This is a genomic window from Blastopirellula marina (assembly GCF_002967765.1).
GTDB classification, from domain to species: Bacteria; Planctomycetota; Planctomycetia; order Pirellulales; family Pirellulaceae; genus Bremerella; species Bremerella marina_A.
In genome coordinates this window covers 1-1,162 of the sequence record NZ_PUHY01000002.1, presented here as the reverse complement: position 1 = coordinate 1,162, position 1,162 = coordinate 1, and the positions used below count along the sequence as shown (strand labels likewise).

At 58.2% G+C, this 1,162-nt stretch carries 1 protein-coding gene; it reads right to left on the bottom strand.

The features are described 5' to 3' along the window. Positions 1-1,155, bottom strand: a protein-coding gene (locus tag C5Y83_RS01505; protein WP_105327889.1) for an IS3 family transposase whose coding sequence is annotated in 2 segments (ribosomal slippage) — positions 1-891 and positions 891-1,155 — 1,156 coding nt annotated over the 2 segments. Because the reading frame shifts where the segments join, the coding sequence is not laid out codon by codon here. This gene is flagged as partial in the annotation. Positions 1,156-1,162 lie beyond the last annotated feature (7 nt).

Below are 1,162 nucleotides of genomic sequence, written 5' to 3'. Positions count from 1 at the left end.
ATTCTTCCAGGGGAAGGTGCTGGAGCGTAGCGGAAGCAGCTTCCCCTGGAAGAATGGCCTCCGGTGCCGGTGGGCGGTACCCCAGCGAACTGTGCGGGCGTACCGTGTTGTACTCGACTCGCCACCGTTCAATCAACACTTTCGCCTCCAGTAGCGTGTCGAAGATCTCTCGATCGAGCAGTTCATCTCGCAGCTTCCCGTTGAAGGATTCGATGTAACCGTTCTCCCAGGGACTGCCAGGTTCAATGTACAGCGTGTTTACCTCGACTCGCTCCAACCAGTCTCGGACCTTCGTGGCGGTGAACTCCGAGCCGTTGTCGCTGCGAATGAAGTCTGGTACGCCTCGACGAACGAACAGGTCACTAAGACGCTCCAAGACATCTTCGCTGGAAAGCTGACGGGACACGTCGACCGCCAGGCATTCTCGCGTATATTCATCGATCAGTGTCAGCATCCGGAAGGCTCGGCCATCGTGCGTACGGTGATGCACGAAGTCATAGCTCCAGACCTCATCGCGACGACTCGGTCGCAGGCGAACACACGAACCATCGTTCAACCACAGGCGACGTCGTTTAGGCTGTCTTTTCGGTACTTTCAGGCCCTCGCGACGCCACAGGCGCTCGATACGTTTATGGTTCACCTGCCAACCTTTCCGCCGTAACATCTCGGTGATTCTCCGATAGCCGTAACGACCGTACTGTTCCGCCAACTCAATCATCTCCCGGACCAGGCGAGGCTCGTCATCGGGAACCCAGCGAACGCGGCGCTGGGTGGAACGAGGCTGCCCTAGCACGCGACAAGCCCGCCGTTCCGAGACTCGCGCGCGTCCCAGGGTATCTCGCACGTGCTCGACGATTCGCCGTCGCTTGTCCGGGCTCAGAAGTTTCCCGAAGCGGCTTCCTTCAGAATCGCCTTGTCGAGTTCGGCATCAGCCAGCAAACGCTTGAGCCGAGCGTTCTCTTTCTCCAGGTCCTTCAACCGCTTGGCTTGATCGGTACGAATACCACCGTACTCCTTCCGCCAGCGGTAGTAAGTCTGCTCCGTGACACCGATCGCCTTGCAGGCCTGGGCAATCGTCTTGTCCTGAGAAAGAAGCACCTCCGCTTCGCGGAGATGCTGGATAATCTGCTCCGGCGTGAATCTTCTTCTAGGCATAAGAAAT